The sequence below is a fragment of the Bacillus sp. DJP31 genome, assembly GCF_049310945.1.
In the GTDB taxonomy this organism is placed as follows: Bacteria; Bacillota; Bacilli; order Bacillales; family SA4; genus Bacillus_BS.
Genome location: NZ_JBMERO010000009.1, coordinates 83380 through 105395, shown reverse-complemented (window position 1 = coordinate 105395; position 22016 = coordinate 83380). Strand labels below are relative to the sequence as shown.

Below are 22016 nucleotides of genomic sequence, written 5' to 3'. Positions count from 1 at the left end.
TGAACCGGTTTATGACCTTTGAACTTAGCAATCGAACAATGAAAAAGGTAACGGATCTTTATTATGCAGATCAAATAAAGAATATACGTAATCAATATGGCTTGACTCAAGATTTATTTGCAAAGATTATGAATTGGGGAATTGCGACATCAAAGAGGTATGAAACCAAAAAGTCGACCCCTGATTCCACTCATTTACATTATAAGAATGTTAAAAAATAATCCAGAAACCATTGTGAATTTCTATAATGAAACAAAAGAAATCTTTTCTAAAGAAGATCGAATAGAAATTGAGTCAAAACTTTCTATTTTACTGAAAGTGCGGGTATGAGTACTAAATATAAACATGTAGAAGATACATTTAAAGACTATGGTTCAAGATTTATATTTAATCAATCGCATGAGGAAGAGGGTTGGTTACAAACAAATGAAAGAGAGCCAATCTCTTATTCGTTTGCGAAATCATTGAGCCTTGAATATAGACTATAAAGTACTAGTGCCTGTCACATTCGGAATTTGTCATGTGCTCCTTGACAATTTCGGGAAGTAACAGGTGCTTATTTGTATTTAAAAAACTTGAAACCGTTTGGTACTATTGAAAGTCTTTATACTAGGATAGATAGAGCAACAAGGAGGTGCCCAATGGATGAAGATATGTTTAATCTGATACGGAAACGCGATGAATCGGCATTTCTGGAAATGATGCAACAACATAGGCAAGTCGTTTATTTCACCGCACTCACGTACTTTAAGGATAGTGACTGTCTGTTAACTATATCCCGGGTTTTAGTCAGATGGCTAGTGAAATTCCAGGCGTAAAGTTAATGGCGGAATTGGTAAACTATGATAAGGGACTGAAGGATGCTATTGAGAATGAATTTGTACAAATTATCAATCAATCTAATACAAAAGATGGTGTCACATTAACGGTGGATCACCTACTAATAGATAAACAGCGTTTGATTGTTTTTTCTTCGATCGAAACAGATAAAATGTTTGATGAAATTGGATTCGAATCGATACAATTAAGAGATAAAAAAGGAGAGATAATTGAAAATTACGGTGTTAGCTATGGGTACTTTACTATGGAAGACCACAAGGGTTCAGCAATGCTGGATTTTACGTGGAAGGAAGACCAAGAATTTACTGATGAAATGTCTATAAAGGTAGAGCTTGTTCAATACAAACATGATGATTCAACAAAAGATGAACCGATTGCAGAGCCTTTGACTGTTACTTTTCCAGTGGATTTTTAAAAAAATGAGTGAAGTATATTCTATTAATCAAACGGAATAGAAGGGGGAGACTGGTACACGAAGTCTCTCCTTTATATTTAATAGACAAGATGCTTGCAGAGAGTATGTATGATAAACTCAAATAAGCAGTAATTTCCAATTATTTATTTAGTTCAATCCATCCTAGGAGTGATATTTTGAAGAACTATATTTTAATGATTTGTTCTCTGATCCTTTTAACGAGTTGTATTCCAAGCAGTGTTGTTGCTCGTGATACCAAGCTAGAAGACTCTATCTATTCAATTATGATAGATAAAGATATTGAGGAAATCAACATTAACTCCTTAACGGATTTCAATTGGGAAAAAGCCTTCATATTTCCACCTTACACGACACAAGAAAGTATGAATGATCAACTAGGAATAGATTATATAGATTCAAGTAATATAAGTTCAAGAGATGACATTAATGTCATCATATTTCTTAATAAAGGAAAAGTGACTCGTATTGCAGAGATAGCTCGTCGTTATGGAGATTTGGTAACTGACACTCTGACACCTACAAATGACAGTATAAAGATTAAAAGAGAATAGTGTTTGAATGTCCTAGTCCAAAAGCGATTAGTATCAAAGTGTTGTTCGCTTTTGATTTTATAATACGCTTGAACAGGAGTAAACCAATGAAAGAAAAAGAATACGACGATTTGCTTAGTATCAGTACGGGAGGAAATCCAAAGGAATCGAGTAACTCTCTTCATTATCACCGTTATGAGCCAACACCCTACCGTGCACTTGAAGATCTATTTTCAAACTATCAATTGAAGAGCAGTGATCAAATAGTTGATTTTGGATGCGGAAAAGGGCGTTTGAACTTTTTCGTAAATGATCGATTTAATTGCTCCGTAGTAGGGGTAGAAATGAACGAAACACTCACGAAAGAGGCCACTGAGAATCGAAGAAGTTACGTAAAAAAACACCCTAAAGGCAAAAAGAAAATCCATTTTCAATGCTGCTTAGCAGAAGAGTACGAGATTGATCCCCTAGACAATGTATTCTATTTTTTTAATCCGTTCACGATCCAAATTTTCAGGAAGATTATTAACAATATCTTGCTCTCGGTGGAACAATCAGAACGTGAAATAGAGTTAGTTTTATATTACCCCTCAGAAGATTATATCTATTTTTTAGAAAACCACACCTCTTTTCAATTGAATTCGGAGATTATGCTAGCTGAGTCTTATAAAAAGGATCCATTTGAGAGATTTTTAATTTATCGATTGGTCGGTTTATAGTCCATAAGAAAAAGCAGTGGGATATCCCACTGCCTACTAAACTGCTACTTTCTGTTCGACTTGTTTCTTGCTTTTGAAACCAGGGGGACAGGTTCACTGGCACACCTATTCTCTAGAAACGGACCTTGGTACCTGTCCCCAGGGTCCCCACTGCAAAAAGACAAAAGAACTAAGCTATTCAAGCTTAGCTGGATTATGAGCCAAGGTACCTGTCCCCTTGGTTCTTACCTTGGTTGTTAAAAAGGCAATAGAATTAGGTGTCGAAAAGGTTGTTTTATTATCAGTGATCAAAGCCGAGAAAATCAAGGTGCTTCCTCATAAAAAAATTGAAGATGCACTAAAAGAACTAGGAGTGACGTATACCTTTATTAGACCTTCTAACTTTATGCAAAAGTATGCAGATGGTTACCTAAGAGACATGGTTCGAGATGGGGAAATCACATTACCAGCTGGTAATGGAACGATGAATATCATTGATATTAGAGATATTGCTAAGGCAACGATTAAGGCACTAATCACATCTGAATTAGAAAATCAGTATGTAGAGCTTTCTGTATCAAATCCTTACAGTTTCAAGGATATAGCTGCTATTTTCACAAATAGATTACAAAAAAACGTCATCTACAAGCCTGTAGGATTGATAACGTATCGCAGAATTATGAAATCAAGAAAAGAGGATAAGATGCTCATTAATCTAACGAGTGTTTTGTATACGATGACTCGCTTTCAAAATCCAGAGCAATTGGCCTTACATACAGAGGGTTTTTTAGGAGAAAAACCTATCTCGTTTGCTGATTTTGTGAAAGACTATGAACATGTATGGAAATCAAAGGAGGAAGCATAATGAAAGTTGTTATCTTTGGGGCAAGCGGAAGATCTGGTATTCCATTAGTTGAACAAGCACTTGAAAGAGGACACGATGTCACAGCTTTTGTCCGTACTAAAAGCAAACTAGCCAATACACAGCCCAAATTAACGATTGTAGAAGGTGACGTACTAAACAGTGAAGACGTTGAACGTGCAATTATTGGCCAAGACGTCGTGCTGAGTGTGATTGGACATACAAAACAAGGACCTAAAGACTTGCTATCAAAAGCAACCCAAAACATTTTAAAAGCCATGAACAATCTTGGGGTCAAAAGAATCATTAGCCTCACAGGTGCCGGAGTAAAAGTTCCAAAGGATGTGAAACAAGGATTTGTAAGTCGATTCTTTGAAACACTACTAAAGTTATTTGAAAAAGAGCTATGGATGGATTCAGTAAAACAAAAGGATCTCATAAAAGAATCAACTGTTGATTGGACCATTGTTCGAGGACCAAGACTTCTAGTGGGTGAGAAAACAGAGAACTATCAAACTGGGTATTTCAAATTCAATAAACCCATGATTAACCGAGCAGACGTTGCCCATTTTATCTTGGATGAAATTGAAAAGAATCAGTTTGTAAGAGAATACCCTTTGATAGGGATGAAGTAAGTGAGGAATAGAAGAGAAGACAAGGTAGTAATCACTGTATCATAGGTGTTTATTACCTTTTTTGTTGAAACCTTAAAAAGTTTACATTCTAAGGTTTGGAACAGTTGATAAAGGGCATAAGCGATACTTTTCTAGTACAATAGAAGTGAATTAATTTAACAGATAGATAGAGAAGAAGGGGAGAATTACCGTGAAAAAAAGACTTATCTGGATAGGTGTTAGTATAGTCCTGTTCATAACCATTGTGATTGCAGGAGCAGGTCAATATTTCTACAATGTAGCCATCAACCGTAGCCATGAAGCATTGGATTTACATGATGGTGATGCTGTGCCTGTAATTGCTAATATTGAAGAGCAAAAACAAGCCAACCTAGAGGAGGCTTTGCGGTGGACGGACGAACAGACCTTTGAAACCGTTGAAGTGGAATCGTATGATGGGTTAAAGCTAAAGGCTGTCTTCTTAAAAAATGAGAATTCAAATGGAAAGGCAGTCATTCTGGCTCATGGATACAAAGGTGGCAAGGAACAAATGCCTGGCATTACTAAGTTTTACTATGAACAGGGATTTGACATCTTAAAACCCGACGCGAGAGGACACGGCGAGAGTGAGGGAGACTACATCGGTTATGGCTGGCATGATCGAAAAGATTACCAGAAATGGATTCAATTATTAGTGAGTGAAAAGAATGAAACCGAGATTTTGCTACACGGGTTCTCAATGGGTGCAGCCACTGTACTCATGACAAGTGGGGAAGAGTTGCCATCGGAAGTGAAGGGGATTATTGCGGATAGCGGGTATACGTCTGTTCAGGATGAACTAGCACATCAATTAAGATACTTGTACCATCTACCGGCATTCCCACTTATGGAAGTAACAAGTGCAGTTACAAAATTAAGAGCGGGCTATACATTTACTGAAGCATCGGCTCTTGAGCAAGTTAAGAAGAACAACCTTCCACTATTCATCATTCATGGTGATCAGGATGAGCTTGTGCCAACAGAAATGGCTTATGCACTCTATGAAGCAGCAAGTGGAGACAAAGAACTATGGATTGTTCCAGGAGTGAAGCATACCGAGGCCTACACTGATCAAGTAGAGGAATACCAAACACGGTTAAAAGCATTCTTTGATAAAGTGATAGGGGAATAAGTTAGTAGTTTTAAAAAAAATTGTGGTCCTAATAAGTAAGGACCTCCATGGAGGTCCTTATTCTAGGTAGGTTTCTCAATTACTTATTCACTTTCAAATGTCTCTGTGAACACATTTACATGTTTGCTCATTTCTTTATACCGAGTCCAATGAAGATAATGATGTCCATCTAAAGTAATTATTTTACTTGAAGGATTTTTATTTAATTGCGTTTGATAAAATGATAATTTGGATTTACCATTTTCATTTACTTTTTGTTTTTCCGGAGTAAAGATTAAGATGGGTTTATCAGATGGGAAGGTCAAATCAACTGTTTTCTTAACATTATTTTTTATTTCATTTGTTTCATCAACTATATTCTTGTTATAGCTTTTCCTAGAAGAAATGGCTTTGGATATGTTTAAGTTCTCTGCGGAATAAGTATCTTTTTCAGATAAAGGTAGGAAATCATCTGGAAACATCAATAATGCTAATCTTGCAATTCCAGTTGGTGCAACAAAGCTCAAATATTCAGGCATTGTTGGAGCAGACTCACCAAAATACTCTAAAGTCTGTGGAAAGGTAGGATCAATTCCTATAACTGCTTTAACTTCATCTGGATATTTAGTTGCATAATACAAGCTATAAATCCCAGAAATGGAGTGCGGCATTAAAATATAGGGACCCTCAATGTTTGCTTCTTTTAAAGCAGTTCTGATTTCTTCCACCATGTTTTCCACTGTTCGCTCCCTTTGAGTTATGTCACTCCAACCATATCCAAAACTCTCTACTACGACTACTTTGTTTTTCTCTGCCAACTCATTTATTAAGGGTTCGAAATCTAACATAGGTGCCGCTGTGCCTAAACCACTTAATAAGACAATGGTGTTTTCTCCATCACCTTTAGTGTACACGTGCATGTTCTTTCCATCTACTTCAACTAATTCCACTAATGGTGGATATTTTTTTTGTTCATAAGCTGACATTGTGTGATGAAATATAACCCAAAAAAGAAATACCGCCACAATAAACAAAAGAACGTTCCTTGTAATAATTAAAAATCTAAATCTTTTTTTTGTTTTCATAGTTTTCACTTCTTTCTATAAAAGTATAATTCTCTTTGTTTTTTTTGCTTTTACACCATCATATTTGTAAATGGGGTTCTACTCTAGTGATCTCGTGGAGTTAGTAAGTAAAGTGTCCTGTATTTTTCCTATGCACCTCAGGTGAAATTTGGTCATGAGGAAAGGGACTCACGAATGATCCTCTCTACATTAACAATATTGTTTTTTGTGGTTATTTACTATGGACTAGGAATGTAGAGGAAAGTAAGACCAGAGACCTATAATAAAAGCGGGAAGTGGGAAGTGAGCATCCCTACAATACAATTAATCACTTAAACGGTAACCAAACGTCCACTTAGAGTGCCGAGGGGACAGGTACCGCGTCCCACAGAAAAAAAACAGAGTGCCGAGGGGAGTGCCGAGGGGAGTGCCGAGGGGACAGGTACCGCGTCCCACAGAGAAAAAACAGAGGGACACTTTACCTGTCCCAAGTCTCTCGATTATCCAATAAAATGAATTAATTCTCGATTAAACTTGTCTTGCTCTTCCCAAAACAATCCATGTCCGCTGTGTTCAAACCAAACGAGTTTGGAGTTTCTAATTCCTTGATTAAGTATAGAGGCCAAAGGAGGCAAACTGATTTGATCATGTATGCCGTGGAGGAGTAAGGTCGGGACCTGTATTTTTTGAATATCATAAAATAAGCTTTCATCCCTTAAGGAAACTAACAGACGAGCAGTTGAATAGCCCGCGGCTTCTAGACCTAATTGAAAGAACCAATCTGAGAATGGTTGGGTGATACTTTGATAGAAGAATTTATCCTTTAATCCTGCTAGCATGGCAGGACGATCTTGATAGGTTTCTTCGATTAGTGTATTTACATCCTCCACTTCTAAACCATATGGAAAGTCTGGTCTTTTTACAAAACTAGGGGCAGCAGCACCAAAAAGAGCTAATTTACATACCCCATATCCATTATGACGACCCATATATCTACTAGCGATTGCTCCTCCCACAGAATGACCAGCGAGTGTGAAATTCTGCAACCCAAGTGTTTCCACGACACAACGAATATCGTCAGCTAGTCTATCATATGAATATCCTCCAAAAGGCTTACTTGATTTCCCAAACCCTCTGATATCGATTCCAATACATCGATACCCCATGGCAGGAAGAATATTAAATTGATACTCAAACAATCTATGGTTTGCAGGCCAACCATGTACAAACAGAATCACTTTCTTACTCAACGGGTTTACATCTTCAACAAAAATTTTAACATCGGGTTCCACTCTAACATAATATCCCACTTGTCATCCTCCCTAAGAACATACTTTGTATTCCTTATATCAATAAGTTATTCAAAGAGAACTAGGCTCATAACAAAACATGTGTTGGTGCCGAGGGGACAGGTACCGCGTCCCACAGAGGAAACCAGGGGGACAGGTTCACTGGCACACCTATTCTCTAGAAACGGACCTTGGTACCTGTCCCCAGGGTCCCCACTGCAAAAAAGACAAAAGAACTAAGCTATTCAAGCTTAGCTGGATTATGAGCCAAGGTACCTGTCCCCTTGGTTCTTACCTAGGCTTTCCAATGCTTTTACAACAAAATAAGTGGTCACTACTTCGCGAAAGTTACCAACGTGAACGGAACCGGAAGGGCTAATTCCCGATGCACATGTAAATACATCTTTGGTTGGATACTTTTCAATTAATCGTTCAGCTATTTCATATGCCCAATGCATATCTTCACCTCGTTTTTATATTTTTAAAAAAATGAAAATAAAAAAACTCCCACCACCCAAGACATTCGTCTTGAGGGCGAGAGTTTGAATTCGCGGTACCACCTCAGTTTGCTTCCTGACACTCAGCGAAGCCTTATCAGGTACAGCATTCATGCGATACCTTAGCCCAATATCGGGGGCAACCGTCGTAGTATCCCTAAGAAGAACTTAGTTCCGTACGAAGCTCGGAGGTCTTATTCAATAAGGATTCCCTTCCCTCTTTTCACCAACCGAGGGTCTCTGTAAAGTTCCAACTTATTTACTCATCTCTTCATCGCTGAATGAATTATTTTTTGTAATCATAGCAAAATACTTCCATTGTTGCAATTGGAAGTGTCAGATTTACTTTTAAAAATATTTGACTAATGTTTCATATACTCTGAAATGAACCGGCAAGCTTCGTTTGGTGTTGGCAATGATCCCCCGGCGACAAAAGGAAATTCACTGTTAGTTAGTTTTTCAACATTGGGAGAATAGACAACGAATCCATCTTCTCGTAGGATTTCAACATTTCGTTGTACTGACTTTTTCTGCCACATCCCTTGATACATGCTTGGGAAAAAAAGGGTGGGTGCTTCAGCTGCGAGGACAGTGGCAGACACAATGTCTTGAGCAAATCCTTGTGCTGTTTTTGCCAAGGTATTCGCGGAAGCAGGAAGGATGAGTATCAGATCTGCCCAATGGGTGAGTTCAACATGCGGCATTTTGAAATTTCCTTTTTCAGAGAGATCAACAAATACTTGACCATCAATACTATGAATCAAAGTGCTCGCTGGTATAAATGTTTGTGCAGAAGGGGTCATCATGATGTGCATGCGACAGCTTAAGCTATTTTGTATAGAGGCAATGTAGGGCATTATGTTAGAAACACTTATGGAACCTGTCAAGCCAAGTAGAATATTTTTGGGTTTCATGAAAGTCACTCCTCCATTTTCTCGTGATCAGTACCTTTAAGATTATATCATGAGTTAATATAGGGAGGACCGGGGAGTCATGTGTTTAAGGCTCAAGACCATGTCCCTCAAAATTAGAATCAAATTTAGAAATTCAAGAAATACATTAAATGGTTACACCTGCCTACCTTTTCAGTGTGAATGGAAAAGAAATGTCTATCAGTCATGCACAAAGGTTAAGAAATGCTTATTATCTTAGGGTTAAAGTGGATTTTAAGATAAGAATGAACCTTCACTACGGTGAAACATGGATTTACTGTGGATTCTACTATCTACCTTGGTCTAATTTTTTAAGATTTATCGTCGATATCCGGACTTATAAGCCGTTTTTGGAATATATGAGCCAAATTCTAGAAATATAAGCCAAATCCCAGATATATAATCCAAAACTCAGATTTATATGTCGAATTCACCAAAACAAAAGCCGGATTACATATTTTAACATATAACATACTCCTTTTCATCTCATAACTATCCCGATTCTAAATCCCCAACAAGGAAAAAGAGACAATACCGACCAACTCGGACTGCCCCTCTCCTAGATTACATAACAAGTGCCTGTGCACCGTCATTTATTTCTTCTTCGCGTGCCTTCGCATATCAAAAGCGACTGCTACAATAATAATCAAACCCTTAACAATAAACTGGATATAGGGACTTACACCAAGAAAAGCAAGGCCGTAGTTGATAATCTGAAAAATCAAGACCCCAACGATTACACCTGGCACTGTACCAATTCCACCTGAAAGGGATACCCCACCGACTACGCAGGCTGCAATCGCATCAAGCTCATACATGTTTCCAGTGTTGTTCGTTGCGCTTCCAACACGTCCAGCTTCAAGGGCACCTGAGAACCCATATAGAAGGCCGGCAATCATGTAGATAATGATAATATTTTTAGCGACATTTACACCGGAAACCTTTGCTGCCTCAGGATTACCACCGATAGCGTACATGTTTTTCCCGAGCTGTGTTTTGTTCCAAATAACCCAAATAATCAATGAGGCTATAATGGCATATATCACTAGGAAAGGAATCTCATATTCACCTATTGGAATTCCCTTTTGCGCGAAGGTGGTAAAGTTTTTGCTTAAACCGCCGACTGGCTGGGCGCCATACGGGGGACGGTCAAAGTAAATAGAGGTTAGTCCATAAATAGCAATCATCATACCCAAAGTCGCGATAAAAGGTGGAACATGAAGCTTGGCTACAATCACACCATTTAGAGCACCTAATAATCCTGTAGCCATCATTGCAATTAAAATGGGGACAATGAGTGGCAATTCAGGCAAATCAGGGTACATACGATAGGCATAATCAGATGCTTGTAAAAGAGAGGCTGAAATAACAGCGGCTAGTCCGACCAAACGTCCTGCGGAAAGGTCCGTTCCTGCTGTTATTAAAATACCGGCCACTCCGAGGGCGATAATGATACGAGAGGAGGATTGACTTAGAATATTAATAAAGTTCGTGATTGATAGAAAGTCTGGGGAAGCAATTACAATCCCAACGACCAGTAGGAATAAAACAACATAAATCACATTATCTACTAGCCATTTCGTATTCAAATTTTTCAAATGTGTGGCTACTTTACTCATTTATCCTTCCTCCTAATACAGGGCTGCCAATCGCATAATTTCTTCTTGGGATGTAGAAGATGTATGGACAAGTCCAGCTACTCTTCCGTTACTCATAACTAAAATGCGGTCTGAAATACCTAATAGTTCCGGCATTTCAGAAGAGATCATAATGATTCCTTTTCCTTCGGCCGCTAAAGTGTTAATTAATTGGTAGATTTCGAACTTCGCACCTACATCAATTCCCCTTGTTGGTTCATCTAATAATAGAATTTCTGGATTGGTTAAGAGCCAACGACCGATAATTACTTTTTGTTGATTTCCACCTGATAGACTGCCCATTAGTGTCTTTTGAGAGGGGGTCTTCACTTTCATAGAATCGATGACCCACTGAGTATCGGTTTGAACTTTGGAGCCAGAAAGGAACCCACCTTTGGTCCTGTATCGATGCAAATTCGAAATCGTCGAATTGAAGCTGACGCTTAACTCTGGGAAGATTCCTGTTGATCTTCTTTCTTCTGTGACCAGGGCAAACCCATTCTTGATCGCTTGCTTAGGGGAGGTATTCTCAATGACTTTGCCGTGGAGTTCAATGATGCCACTACTTAAACCCCGTATGCCAAAAAGTGCTTCAACCAATTCTGTCCGTTTGGAGCCAACTAAGCCTGCAATCCCTAAAATTTCTCCATTTCTAAGCTCAAAGTCAACTTCAGAAAACGAAGCTTTCGTTTCAGCTGTGAAGTTTGATACTCTTAAAATGACGTCCAAAGGAGTATTGAATTTAGTTGGAAAGCGTTGTGATAAGTCCCTGCCCACCATCAGTTTGATTATTTCATCGGTCGTTAATTCTTCTGCACGCTTAGTAGCGATACTCTTGCCGTCACGCATAATCGTCACTTCATCTGAAATTTTTAATATCTCTTCCATTTTGTGAGAGATATAAATGATGGCTACTTGATCATCTTTTAGTTTTCGTATGATTTTAAAAAGATGGTCCACTTCTCGTTCGGTAAGGGAAGAAGTAGGCTCATCCATTACGATAATCTTCGAATGGTAAGAAACAGCCTTAGCGATTTCTACCATTTGCATCTCTGACACAGATAGGGTATTAACATTTCTCCGTGGATCAATGTCGATGTCTAGATTTTTGAAAATAGCAACGGTGTCCTCATACATTTTCTTTTCATCTATGAAGATACTTTTCAGTGGATAACGACCTAGCCAAATGTTATCCATCACACTCCGTTGACGAACTTGGTTTAGCTCTTGGTGAACCATGGAAACCCCATTATCAAGCGCCTGCTTTGAACTGGCAAACGAGACTTCTTGTCCATCCAAAAAAATTTGGCCCTCATCGATTGAATAAATGCCAAACAAGCACTTCATCAGTGTAGATTTACCTGCTCCGTTTTCACCCATTAGGGCATGTACCGTTCCAGCACTCACTTTAATTGAAACGTTATCTAAAGCGAGCACCCCTGGAAACCTTTTCGTTAGATTATGCATTTCTAGTAAGATGGTTGTTTTGGTTTCTGACATGAGCAAACCTCCCCTAAAGAAACATGTAAAAAATATGAGAGGCACTTTACGTGCCCCCATACTTTTGAAAAACATTTTCTAGTAATCTATGACTTATTTGTAAGCGTCTCTTCCAAAATCAAGGTTATCCTTTGTCACCTCTACGTAAGGAACACGAACTGCTTTTGAGTCATCTAATGTCCACTCAAGTCCGTCTAGTACATCTTTTCCATTAGCTGCATTTGTGGCAAGTTCAACCGTGGCTTTACCTTGGTTTTTGGCATCATTCAAGACAGAACCAATCATTTTATCCTTTTCAATCATATCAAGAGCTTCTGGGATCGCATCGACACCAACAACTGGCATAAATTTATCGCCGGAGAAGTAACCTGCTTTTTCAAGTGAAGCAATAGCACCTAAAGCCATACCATCATTGTTGGCGATAACAAACTCAATGTCATCACCAAATTTAGCTAACCATGCATCAAGCTTTTCCGTTGCTTTTGTTGCATCCCACATAGCTGTATCCATGGCTAGCTCTTCCACTTCAATTCCTTTTCCTTCGACTGTTTCAACAACAAATTTTGTACGTGCTTCTGCATCTGGATGTCCTGGCTCACCTTTAAGTAAAACGTACTGCATTTTGCCATCACCATTTTTGTCCCATTTATCTTTGTTAGCGTCCCATGCCTTAGCGATCATTTCACCCTGGATCACACCAGCTTCTGCGGAGGTGGTGCCAACGTACCAAGCTTTATCATAGCTTTTTAATACTTCGGCATCAGGCTCTTTGTTAAAGAAGATAACAGGAAGATCCTTTGCTTTTGCTTTTTCAATAACAGTGACTGCGGCTTTAGGGTCAACTAGATTAATAGCTAGTGATTTGGCACCTTTTGCAATGAGTGTATCGATTTGTTCAATTTGTTTAGATTGATCGTTTTGTGAGTCGTTAAGTAATAGATCTACTTTGCCTTCCGCGGCATCTTCCATAGCACGGCGCACATAGGACATGAAATTATCATCGAACTTATAAATGGTTGCACCCACTGCTGGAAGATCGCCTTCTCCAGTACCGCCTGTTGACTGACTGCCACAGCCAGATGCTAGTAGAATACTAGAGGCAATGGTCAAAGATAGAATAATCCCTTTTTTCTTAAACATTTTATCAATCTCCCTTTTCTATTGTTTACTTGCGTAAGTGGATTCTGGAAGCGTTTTTACTTACTATGATTTTACTTATGACTTTTCCTAATTATCACAACAAAAGAAAATATATTTTTAAAAAAAGTGATAAAAAGTTTAGAAAATAGTAAAATTTTTACTATATATCATATAGTAGGTCCCGAAGTCATTAAATGTTGTTGTAATGGAAGGGGAAGTGTAAACATGTATCTTTGAGTGAATCATTATCCAAAACATTGGCCTAAGGATATGATAGAAGAGGAACTCCAAAGGATGAAAGAGATGGGGGCGAAAAGTATCCGAATCGGTGAGTTTGCTTGGCATCTGATGGAAAAGGAAGAAGGGATGTTTGATTTTTCTTTTTTTATCGCGTTCTTGAAAAGGCTAAGCATATGGACATGAAAGTTATGTTTGGCACACCAACCGCAACATTTCCTGCTTGGCTGGCATTTAAGAACCCTTCTATTCTCAGTGAAGAGAGTGGCGATTTTTTATTAGTATGATAGTATTTGGTCTTGGAGATTTCAGCCCCAAAGTAAGGATTTTGATTTACTAGAGGAACTGCTTATTATATTGGGTGTGGAGCCGATATAGAAAGTATGAACACTCTTTCATAAGAAGACGGCTTAGAAGTATATAAGCGTTCATTTAATAAAGAAAATACTTATTTTATCATGAATCATATGAGTGCTGTGAAACATCTAAATGTAATGAGGATTAAACCCTCTGTAAGTAAAATGGTTTCGGAGATTTAAAAGAAATGAAAATACTAAGTGAAAGCTGGATGACAATACGATGACTTTACTATCAATTCTTGGATACGCAGCGGCGATCCTTACAACACTTTCCTTTCTGCCACAGGCGCTAAAAACCATCAAAGAAAAGAATACCGACGGGATCTCGGTTGGTATGTATAGTATGTTCACAGCAGGAGTTCTTCTTTGGCTAATTTATGGAATATTGATAAAGGACTTCCCAATCATACTGGCGAACTCTTTAACATTTTTCCTAGCCGTAACCATTCTCTTTTTAAAATTGAAGTACAGTCAAAAAGCAAAACTTCATGAGTAAGATTTATAGCTTGTGCAAAAAAAAGTGAACAGTGAAAAAACTGTTCACTTTTTTGATTCGTATTCATCATTATAAATACTGATTATCCCACTAGCTCAGAATAAGTAGTCGTGTTGGTGTTTTTCTTTAAGCTCTTTCTCTAAAAAGTGGTCAAGCAACCCTTAAATAAATGAGTTGATTGGAACAGTTGGTGCTCGGGCACCTGCTTAGAGCAGTGGGACAGGTGAGACTCAACACATGGCGTTCTCGGCTGAGGAGGCTCACCGCCCACCCCGTGGAATGGTGTATCCTCTCGTTACAATCAACCCCTATTCTAAAAAGCAACAAAGTTTTTCGAAAACAGATTTTCTATAGAAAATCCCAAATAGACACATATTTGACCTTTTCTTAAAAACAATTGGTGTCGGAGAATGTCGTTCTGAGTTAAAGGGATAATCATTTTTAGAATTAATATAATTAATATATTTATTAACAAAATTAATTTTATAATTGATTTTAATGATAATGGCTTATATAATACTAAATAAGGAGGTGGATAAAAGTGGGTTTACCAGTAATCACAACCTGCCCTGTCTGTGAGGAGAGGTTAAAGGTTACAAAGTTAACATGTGGGAGTTGCCACACGACGATTGAAAATACATTTGAATTTCCAGCCTTACTCTCTCTTAAGAAAGAGCAGCTTCAATTTATTGAAACCTTTATTCTTTGTCGAGGAAGCATAAAAGAAGTAGAAAAAGCATTAGGAATTTCGTATCCGACGGTAAGAAATAAGTTAGAAGAAGTTATTGCAGAGCTAGGAGATCCCTTTCAAGTCATGCAGGAAAAAGAAGACGAAAAGAAAAATGTGATAGAGAGACTCAGTAGTGGTGATATCAGTGCCGATGAGGCAATAAAGTTACTGAAGAGGAAAAAATAAATAACACTTCACCGAGGACGGTGAAGTGATCAAAAAAAATGTGTGTACCATCATTTTACCAAAACCTAGATACATTCACCAGAGTTAATATAGAAAGAAAATTTAGTGGGGAGTGGAGAAGAATGAAAACAGATATTTCAAAAGTGTTGGACCTTTTGCAGGAAGGAAAGCTAAACAAAGAGGAGGCAACTGACATTATATCTGCCTTAAAAGAAGAAGCAACGCAGGCAATTGATAGAAGTACCTATTTATCCAAGAGCTTGAAAATTATCGTTGATTCCGTTGAGGGAGACAAAGTGAATGTAAATCTTCCACTTAAATTAGTTCAGTCTCTTCATGGAGCAATAGAAAATATTCCTGCTGTACGTGAGCATTTAAAAGGTGTAGATATTCATTTAATCCTCGAAGCGATTGCAAACAATGTAGAAGGGCCACTTGTCGATGTAAAAAGCGCTGACGGTGAAACAGTCTCTATTGTGATTGAGTAACTGCGATGAAAATTAAAGTGGTCACTCCAGATCTTCGTTTTCCAATCCGGATTTGGGTTCCGTATGCTGCAGTAAACATTCTAACATCTAGACTTGTATATAAATGGATCCTAAGGACTTTCAAGGATAAGGACGCAGAGATTATCAGACAGATTGATCCCAAAATGCTTAAAGGTGTAATGGAATGTTTAAAACAATTTAAGGGAACCGAGCTTGTTACTATCAAAGAAAAAAATGGAACAATAGTGAAGATAACATTATAAATTCAATAGGTGTGGGTAGCGATTCGTTATCCACACCCTTTTTTGGAGGTTTCGAGATGAAGGAAATATTTAAAAATGGCACCTTCGTTAAGCTGTTTTTTGCGTCAATTACCTCTCAAATGGGATCAATCATCGGTAATATGGCCTTCGCATTCTATTTATTGGATCATTTTAGTAATCAGCCGTATTTGGCTACATTAGCCGAGCTCATGTATTCGATTCCAGCCTTGGTCGTTTTCTTATTTGTTGGGGTGCTTGCAGACAGATTGGATCGCCAAAAAATTGCAGAATACTCTGACTGGATTCGGGCAGCTTTGACAATGATTCTCTTTGTATCCGTATTTTTGGACTTTATTCCGTTAACCTTTGCCATTCTTTTTATAAGAAGTGCGGTATCAAAATTCTTCTTCCCAGCAGAAGCAGGACTTGTCCAAGGGGTTTTGACAAAGGAACAATACCAAACGGCAGCCGGTATAAACCAAATGATATTTAGTGTTTTTATGCTATTTGGAGTTGGACTTGGAGCCCTTACGTATATGACAGTAGGTATTTACGGAGCTCTTGTTGTGGATGGATTAAGTTTCCTTGTGTCAGCGCTCCTCATTAGATCGTGCCTTATTTCAGCAGAAGCACGAATGCCAAATGGAAAAACAAGTTTAAAGGATCTAAGCTTTAAACAGACGGTCTCTGACTTCAAAAAAGGCGGCGACTATATTTATAAAAACAAACTGCTGCTCACCATTATTTTAGGTTTTTTCATTATCTCATTTATTAATGGTGGATTTGCCATTCTGCCACTTTTTACGATGAAATATAAATTAGCACCAGAAAATTATGAATGGTACGTCTCATTATTTGCAATATGTCTTGGAATAGGTGCCTTTGTTGGGAGCTACCTTTCTGCTACTATAGGGAAGAAATTCAAGCCTCATGTCTTAGTTATTTTCGCTGTATTGATGACCGTTGCCACCATAGTTGGTATGGGATTTTCAGACTCTGCATGGCTATATCTAGTATTCGTAGGATTAACGGGTCTTATGATTGCGCCAATGAACGTAGCCCTAGCTGGTTGGCTACCAACACTAGTTGATCCGAGTTACATGGGCAGGGTGAACGGTTGGATTGATCCACTAATGATGCTTGGTCAATCCATAGCGCTCGGCCTGATTGCCCTGTTATTTCCAAAAATCATTACTTCAGTCGACTATGTTTATTATGGATTTGCCTTCCTCATGCTGATGGTCGGTCTATTTTATGCGGTTACGTTGCCAAAGCTGAGTAAGAAGGAGACTGAGGTTGAGGTTGCAGTAGAAAAGGTGATGAAGACGGAAGTTCAGGTTTAAAAGAACAGCCATCAGAAGTAAAAAGAAATGGACTTAGTGAGGAAAAATACCTTGCTAAGTCTAATTTAATTGGTTGACCTCGGCTGGGGGGACGTTTAGGATTACCCATCACTTTTCCATGAATTCTGTTCAACTTCATGTAAAAGAAGTCAAATCTCCGCTCGAGTGATAGTACTATCGATAGAAAGAAGGGAGTTGAAGGCGGAAAGGCGAGTATATATGAGCGAAAATCTGATTATATCGACCCGGAACCATGATATATCAGTCGTTTTTCGTTTTTATGGGCCAAAATAAAAATATATGAGCTGAAAGGACACTTTTATAGGTTTTAATACAATTTTTTCCAAAAAATACTCCCGCCTCCCTGTTCTATTTGATTACAAAATAAGCCCAGCATATGAATCTTAAAGGAAAAGTCGATTCTCATTTGAAGAATCGGTTTTTTTACAAACAAGGATCAACTTCGTGAATTCTATAAATTTTAATATTTTTGTCAAAACATAAAGGAATTTGTCACTTGTTTAGGGAATGATTAGTTTCAAGGTAGCTATTTTTTTAGCCCTTTAAAAAAACATATTGGAGTGTCCTTTAATGAAGATTTGGTTTAATCGTTGGTTCTCAACTGTATCACACTATATAGAAATGATTCGAAATAACCCAGATGGAAAAGAAGTCATCATTTACGGTACGTATCCTAATAAAGACTCTGTTTATCTGCAAGCCTGTGATTTTGCGGAGATTGAACCAGATATAAAAGGGAAAGAATATATAGATTACTGTCTTGAATTTTGTAAAAAGCATCAAATTGATGTGTTTATTCCTAGAAAAGAAAACGTATTGATTTCCAAGCATCTCTCTCAATTCAATGAGATTGGGACTAAGGTGTTGGTTTGTCCAGATTCAGAATTAATGGAGATGATGGATAATAAGGATCTAACCTACAAAGCTATTGAGGAAAGTAATAGGAATGGGGATTTTTTAGTTACTATTCCTGACTACTATATAGTGAATTGTGTAGATGATTTTATGAAGGCCTATGAAAGCTTGAAGGAAAAGGGGCACACGGTTTGTTTTAAACCAGTGATCGGTGAAGGGGCAAATGGCTTTCGAGTGATAAAGGAGCAAATAGAGAGCATTGATGATTTATTTACTAAAGGAATTGGGTTTAGAATGACCTACTCTCAAGCCTGTGAAATTCTTAGTCAGCAAGACACATTTCCGCCATTAATGGTTTTGGAATTTTTAGAGGGCAGGGAATATAGTATAGATTGTTTAGCGGATGGAGAAAACTTGTATGCCATTATACCGAGGATGAAAGGTGAAGGAAGAATTCGAAAGCTAGAATATAAACCTGAGCTCATCGAAATCGCCAAGAATATTTATGAAAAATACAGGATTCCGTATGTATTCAATATTCAGGTGAAATATCGAAACGGAGTTCCAAAACTCTTAGAAATCAATCCTCGTATGAGTGGTGGCCTTCATATCAGTTGTCTTTCAGGTGTAAACTACCCTTATCTCGCTTTAAAGTTGTTACTAAATGAAGAGATAGAAGTTCCTGAACCCTCGTATGACATAAAAGCTAGTCATTTAGAACATCCAGTGATCTTGACGTAGGTTCGAAGATTACACTAAACAAGGGGAATAAGGTAACCAATTACTTCCCTTTATGAATTTTTATACTCTGAAAAAGAGTTTGTCTACATCTCTTGGATAATATTACTGAGTACAATTCAATCAAAATACTAGATTAATATATAGGTATTTAGTAGAATAAGACTATGTTCACTGATTTACATTTATCTAGCAAATCTTCTAATTATCTACAGGGTGGAGAACTTATTCTTTGCCCTATATTTTCGCCGAGAATGTAAGAAATGATAATATGCACGATTTACTACTACTTATCATTTACTAAAAAATTTAAAGGAGTGGGAAAATGTCTATTTCATTACTCAAAGGACAAAGAATTGATTTAACAAAAGGAAATGCTGGATTATCAAAGCTTATGATCGGACTTGGATGGGATCCAGTTCAAGCGAAAAAAGGCGGTTTCTTGGGGTTTGGTGCTTCTGCAGCTCCTAATGTGGATTGTGATGCTTCTATTATAATGCTAGAAGATGATAAATTTACAAATTCGAAAAACCTTATTTACTTTGGTAACTTAAAGAGCTCTTGTGGCAGTGTTCAACACACAGGTGACAACATAACTGGTGATGGTGATGGAGATGATGAACAAGTTCTAGTGGACCTTGCAAGTGTTCCTCAAAACATTAATAAGCTCGTTTTTGTTGTTAATATATATGATTGTGTGAAACGTAAACAAGACTTTGGAATGATACAAAATGCTTTTATTAGAGTTGTTAATAGCGGCAATAAACAAGAATTGTTAAAGTTTAATTTAACGGATAACTACTCTGGTAAAACTAGTTTAGTTGTTGCAGAGATTTATCGACATGGAAGCGAATGGAAATTTGCGGCAGTTGGTACGGGTACAAATGATGCGAAATTAGAAGATATCGTTAAAGGATTTAATAAATAATAAAACAATAGTTTCTTAATCAACAAAACATAATTAAGGGGATGAAAATTAAATGGCTATTTCATTATCTAAAGGTCAAAAAGTTGATTTAACGAAAACAAATCCTGGTTTAACAAAGGTAATCGTTGGACTTGGTTGGGACACAAACAAGTATGATGGTGCTAAAGACTTTGATTTAGATGCTAGTATTTTTCTATTAGATGCAAATGGTAAATGTGCATCTGATAAGGACTTTGTTTTTTACAACCAATTAAAAGGTGGAAATGATTCCGTTGAACACACTGGTGATAATCTTACTGGTGAAGGAAATGGGGACGACGAGCAAGTTAAAGTTAATTTAAGTGCTGTTCCTTCAACCGTTGAAAAGGTTGCATTTGTTATTACCATTCATGATGGCGAAGCGCGTAATCAAAACTTTGGTCAAGTATCAAATGCATTTGTAAGAGTCGTTAATGAGGATAGCAATGAGGAAATTATCCGTTATGATCTTGGGGAAGACTTCTCAATCGAAACAGCTATTATCGTTGGAGAATTATACCGTCATAATGGAGAGTGGAAATTTTCAGCAGTAGGTTCAGGTTACCAAGGTGGACTTGGACGTATCGCTTCAGACTATGGCCTATCAATCTAAGAAGAAACGTAAAAGACAAGGAATAAACTTATGTTTTTGTCTTTTCTTCTAATTTAAAGATGGGGGTTACTTACTTTGGGTATTCAATTATCAAAAGGACAACGCATTGACTTAACAAAAACAAATCCTGGTTTAGTGAAAGCAATTATTGGTCTTGGTTGGGATGCGTTTAAATATCAAGGTGGCCATGATTTTGACTTAGATGCTTCTGCCTTTTTAGTGGATGCAAACGACAGATGTACAAATGACCTAGACTTTGTTTTTTACAATAATCTAGCACATCCATCTGGAGCTGTTGTTCATACTGGGGATAACCGAACTGGAGAAGGTGATGGAGACGATGAGCAGATAACTGTTGATTTCTCTAAAATACCTTCAACTATTCATAAGATTGGAATTGCTGTAACCATCCATGAAGCAAAACCACGTCACCAAAGTTTTGGACAAGTATCAAATGCATTTGTTCGTTTAGTAGATGATGCTACAAAAAAAGAATTACTACGATTTGATTTGGGAGAAGATTTCTCGATTGAAACGGCCGTTGTCATTTGTGAATTGTATCGACATGGTAGTGATTGGAAATTCAGTGCGGTTGGTAGTGGGTTTTCAGGAGGACTAGGCGATTTATGTAGTAATTACGGTTTACAGATTTAAAGTAGTCATGAAGAAATTTTCGCATGGAATAGAGCATTAGGAGGGCAACAATTGGAAATTTTACAACAGATGTTATCAACATACGCAATGTTCTTTGACTTTCAAATGTGGGCTGAGGTATTAAGTGACCCGGTTTCGTGGGGATTAATTGGTACCCTAGTCATTATAGAGGGTTTATTATCAGCTGATAATGCATTAGTACTTGCCGTATTAGTCAAACACTTACCAGAGAAACAAAGAAAAAGAGCTCTTATGTATGGACTTTTCGGAGCCTATTTCTTCCGATTCCTATTCATTGGTGTAGGTGTCTATTTAGTTAAATTCACATTTATTAAAGTTCTAGGTGCTGCTTATTTAGCTTGGATCGTGATCAAATATTTCCGTGATAAGAACAAAGAAAAAAATGGTGAAGTAGAGGGCAAGGAATTTAATAAGGGTAGCTGGTTAGTAAGAACGATCGGTGTGTTCTGGGCTACAGTAGCTTCAGTAGAAATGGTAGACATTGCATTTAGTGTAGATTCTATCCTTGCCGCTTTTGCTATCTCTGACAAAGTTTGGGTATTACTTATGGGTGGTATGCTAGGAATTCTTATGATGCGAACTGTTGCTGGTGTATTCTTGAAGTTAATTGATAAGATCCCAGAACTCGAAACGACAGCTTTTGTTTTAATTGGAATCATTTCAGCGAAAATGTTTGCAAGTATTTTCGGCTTCCATTTGGACCATCTGATGTTTTTTGCCGTTATAATTGGTGCGTTCCTATTAACATTTGTAATCCATTATTATAACAAGTCTAAAGCGACGATTAATGAAGCAGCTGCTTCAAAAGAATAAGTAGTAAAAAGAAGGAGTTATGCAAATATCTCCTTCTTTTTTATAAATTTTAAGAGGTGCTATT

The 22016-nt window shown here is 37.6% G+C and carries 24 protein-coding genes, 2 pseudogenes and 1 other annotated feature; of the genes and pseudogenes, 19 read left to right on the top strand and 7 right to left on the bottom strand.

What is annotated here, in order from left to right; all coding sequences use genetic code 11:
* The first annotated feature begins 11 nt into the window (after window positions 1-11).
* The 8 genes from ACOI1C_RS10620 to ACOI1C_RS10585 all read left to right on the top strand — a co-directional run bounded on the left by ACOI1C_RS10620 (window position 12) and on the right by ACOI1C_RS10585 (window position 5151).
* On the top strand, window positions 12-221 hold the full coding sequence (locus tag ACOI1C_RS10620) for a hypothetical protein (RefSeq protein ID WP_422510505.1): 210 nt from the start codon (window positions 12-14) through the stop codon (window positions 219-221).
* Window positions 222-326: 105 nt separating this feature from the next.
* Window positions 327-488 (top strand): hypothetical protein, encoded by a 162-nt coding sequence (locus ACOI1C_RS10615; RefSeq protein ID WP_422510504.1) that lies wholly within the window; start codon window positions 327-329, stop codon window positions 486-488.
* A gap of 272 nt (window positions 489-760) precedes the next feature.
* The gene (locus tag ACOI1C_RS10610; protein WP_422510548.1) at window positions 761-1255 is read left to right on the top strand and encodes a DUF4179 domain-containing protein; all 495 of its coding nucleotides are present in this window, start codon (window positions 761-763) and stop codon (window positions 1253-1255) included.
* A 176-nt stretch (window positions 1256-1431) separates the two neighbouring features.
* Window positions 1432-1827 carry a hypothetical protein gene (locus ACOI1C_RS10605; protein WP_422510503.1) on the top strand — a complete coding sequence of 132 codons (396 nt, stop codon included), beginning with the start codon at window positions 1432-1434 and terminating at the stop codon, window positions 1825-1827.
* Between the two features lie 86 nt (window positions 1828-1913).
* Window positions 1914-2525: a methyltransferase gene (locus ACOI1C_RS10600; protein WP_422510502.1), complete on the top strand. Its 612-nt coding sequence runs from the start codon at window positions 1914-1916 to the stop codon at window positions 2523-2525.
* Window positions 2526-2742: 217 nt separating this feature from the next.
* A complete protein-coding gene (locus ACOI1C_RS10595; RefSeq protein WP_422510501.1) occupies window positions 2743-3369 on the top strand; it encodes an NmrA family NAD(P)-binding protein in 627 nt (208 codons plus the stop codon).
* Window positions 3369-4001: an NAD(P)-dependent oxidoreductase gene (locus ACOI1C_RS10590; RefSeq protein ID WP_422510500.1), complete on the top strand. Its 633-nt coding sequence runs from the start codon at window positions 3369-3371 to the stop codon at window positions 3999-4001. The genes ACOI1C_RS10595 and ACOI1C_RS10590 overlap by 1 nt, the downstream gene beginning before the upstream one ends.
* 190 nt (window positions 4002-4191) lie before the next feature.
* The gene (locus tag ACOI1C_RS10585) at window positions 4192-5151 is read left to right on the top strand and encodes an alpha/beta hydrolase (protein WP_422510499.1); all 960 of its coding nucleotides are present in this window, start codon (window positions 4192-4194) and stop codon (window positions 5149-5151) included.
* 83 nt (window positions 5152-5234) lie between these two features.
* Here the strand turns inward: ACOI1C_RS10585 and ACOI1C_RS10580 are convergent, their stop codons facing one another.
* From ACOI1C_RS10580 to mglB, 7 genes and pseudogenes are all read right to left on the bottom strand, one after another.
* Complete coding sequence (locus ACOI1C_RS10580) at window positions 5235-6215, bottom strand: alpha/beta fold hydrolase (protein ID WP_422510498.1); 981 nt, start codon at window positions 6213-6215, stop codon at window positions 5235-5237.
* A 479-nt stretch (window positions 6216-6694) separates the two neighbouring features.
* A complete protein-coding gene (locus tag ACOI1C_RS10575; protein ID WP_422510497.1) occupies window positions 6695-7504 on the bottom strand; it encodes an alpha/beta fold hydrolase in 810 nt (269 codons plus the stop codon).
* 269 nt (window positions 7505-7773) lie between these two features.
* A pseudogene (locus tag ACOI1C_RS10570) lies at window positions 7774-7941 on the bottom strand (lysine--tRNA ligase); the annotation flags it as partial.
* A 69-nt stretch (window positions 7942-8010) separates the two neighbouring features.
* Window positions 8011-8264: a binding site (T-box leader), on the bottom strand.
* Between the two features lie 78 nt (window positions 8265-8342).
* On the bottom strand, window positions 8343-8894 hold the full coding sequence (locus ACOI1C_RS10565; protein WP_422510496.1) for a flavoprotein: 552 nt from the start codon (window positions 8892-8894) through the stop codon (window positions 8343-8345).
* A gap of 611 nt (window positions 8895-9505) precedes the next feature.
* The gene (gene mglC, locus ACOI1C_RS10560) at window positions 9506-10531 is read right to left on the bottom strand and encodes a galactose/methyl galactoside ABC transporter permease MglC (protein WP_422510495.1); all 1026 of its coding nucleotides are present in this window, start codon (window positions 10529-10531) and stop codon (window positions 9506-9508) included.
* 12 nt (window positions 10532-10543) lie between these two features.
* On the bottom strand, window positions 10544-12049 hold the full coding sequence (mglA, locus tag ACOI1C_RS10555; protein ID WP_422510494.1) for a galactose/methyl galactoside ABC transporter ATP-binding protein MglA: 1506 nt from the start codon (window positions 12047-12049) through the stop codon (window positions 10544-10546).
* Between the two features lie 93 nt (window positions 12050-12142).
* Window positions 12143-13189 (bottom strand): galactose/glucose ABC transporter substrate-binding protein MglB, encoded by a 1047-nt coding sequence (mglB, locus tag ACOI1C_RS10550; RefSeq protein WP_422510493.1) that lies wholly within the window; start codon window positions 13187-13189, stop codon window positions 12143-12145.
* A gap of 237 nt (window positions 13190-13426) precedes the next feature.
* Here mglB and ACOI1C_RS10545 point away from each other — a divergent pair.
* The 11 genes and pseudogenes from ACOI1C_RS10545 to ACOI1C_RS10495 all read left to right on the top strand — a co-directional run bounded on the left by ACOI1C_RS10545 (window position 13427) and on the right by ACOI1C_RS10495 (window position 21952).
* A pseudogene (locus ACOI1C_RS10545) lies at window positions 13427-13713 on the top strand (beta-galactosidase).
* Window positions 13714-14005: 292 nt separating this feature from the next.
* Window positions 14006-14281, top strand: coding sequence for a SemiSWEET transporter (locus ACOI1C_RS10540; protein ID WP_422510492.1), 276 nt, complete (start codon window positions 14006-14008; stop codon window positions 14279-14281).
* A 541-nt stretch (window positions 14282-14822) separates the two neighbouring features.
* Window positions 14823-15197, top strand: coding sequence for a DUF2089 domain-containing protein (locus tag ACOI1C_RS10535; protein ID WP_422510491.1), 375 nt, complete (start codon window positions 14823-14825; stop codon window positions 15195-15197).
* A 122-nt stretch (window positions 15198-15319) separates the two neighbouring features.
* Entirely contained in the window at window positions 15320-15685 is a 366-nt protein-coding gene (locus ACOI1C_RS10530; RefSeq protein ID WP_422510490.1) for a hypothetical protein, read from the top strand.
* A 5-nt stretch (window positions 15686-15690) separates the two neighbouring features.
* Window positions 15691-15948 carry a hypothetical protein gene (locus tag ACOI1C_RS10525; protein ID WP_422510489.1) on the top strand — a complete coding sequence of 86 codons (258 nt, stop codon included), beginning with the start codon at window positions 15691-15693 and terminating at the stop codon, window positions 15946-15948.
* A gap of 56 nt (window positions 15949-16004) precedes the next feature.
* A complete protein-coding gene (locus ACOI1C_RS10520; protein ID WP_422510488.1) occupies window positions 16005-17291 on the top strand; it encodes an MFS transporter in 1287 nt (428 codons plus the stop codon).
* A gap of 591 nt (window positions 17292-17882) precedes the next feature.
* Window positions 17883-18908 (top strand): ATP-grasp domain-containing protein, encoded by a 1026-nt coding sequence (locus ACOI1C_RS10515; RefSeq protein WP_422510487.1) that lies wholly within the window; start codon window positions 17883-17885, stop codon window positions 18906-18908.
* A gap of 322 nt (window positions 18909-19230) precedes the next feature.
* Entirely contained in the window at window positions 19231-19833 is a 603-nt protein-coding gene (locus ACOI1C_RS10510; protein ID WP_422510486.1) for a TerD family protein, read from the top strand.
* A 52-nt stretch (window positions 19834-19885) separates the two neighbouring features.
* On the top strand, window positions 19886-20464 hold the full coding sequence (locus ACOI1C_RS10505; RefSeq protein ID WP_422510485.1) for a TerD family protein: 579 nt from the start codon (window positions 19886-19888) through the stop codon (window positions 20462-20464).
* 75 nt (window positions 20465-20539) lie between these two features.
* Window positions 20540-21118: a TerD family protein gene (locus ACOI1C_RS10500; RefSeq protein ID WP_422510484.1), complete on the top strand. Its 579-nt coding sequence runs from the start codon at window positions 20540-20542 to the stop codon at window positions 21116-21118.
* Between the two features lie 51 nt (window positions 21119-21169).
* Window positions 21170-21952: a TerC family protein gene (locus tag ACOI1C_RS10495; RefSeq protein ID WP_422510483.1), complete on the top strand. Its 783-nt coding sequence runs from the start codon at window positions 21170-21172 to the stop codon at window positions 21950-21952.
* The last annotated feature ends 64 nt before the right edge of the window (window positions 21953-22016 follow it).